A 644-nucleotide genomic window follows, 5' to 3' on the forward strand; every position below is an offset into this window, starting at 1 on the left:
CCTGCCCGCGCTGGGTGAACAGCCGCTGGTACTCCTCCTCGGAGATCAGTTCCCCTTCCACCACCTCTGTCTCGGAGGGGGCCGGGGTGGCGTCGGCGCGGTGGGTGGGCAGGTAGTGCACCCGCGCCAACTCCTCCTGCTCGTGCTGCTGGGTCACTTGCGTCCTCCCTTGGTGTGTTCGTCGCGGAGCTGGCGGGCGCGGGCGATCCCGATGCGCAGGGTCTTGCGGATCGACTCGGCGGAGGTCGGGTTGACCTTCCCGGCCTCGATCGCGGCGGCCAGCTCGGCGCGGAGCTGCTCGATCGAGCGGCCCGGCTTGCGGTCGATCACCGGGCGGTTCGGGGTCGACTCATGCAGGTCAGGGCCGTGGTCGAGGGTCGCCACCGCCCCGCCCTCGATCGAGTCCCGCGGCTCCTGCTCGCCCTCGATCGAGGGCACCGGGCCGGTGGCGGTGGCGGTGCCGGTGGTGGCGAGCAGGTCGGCCAGCTCGCGGTCCCAGTCGGTCGAGGCGGGCACCGGCAGGCCGGGCACGGTCGCGGGCCGCAGGCCGCGGTGGGTGAGGGTGTAGCCGCCGGGGGCGTAGAGCAGCCGGGCCGACCCGTCCGCGTCGATCTCGGCCACCGCGCGCTTCACGGCGGCCTTGC

General features: G+C 74.2%; 1 pseudogene. It reads right to left on the minus strand.

The annotated features are described in order from the left end of the window. Positions 1-153: 153 nt before the first annotated feature. A pseudogene (locus tag ABFX51_RS39535) lies at positions 154-644 on the minus strand (hypothetical protein); the annotation flags it as partial.

This window comes from Amycolatopsis dongchuanensis, from assembly GCF_039542405.1.
Lineage (GTDB): Bacteria > Actinomycetota > Actinomycetes > Mycobacteriales > Pseudonocardiaceae > Amycolatopsis_E > Amycolatopsis_E sacchari.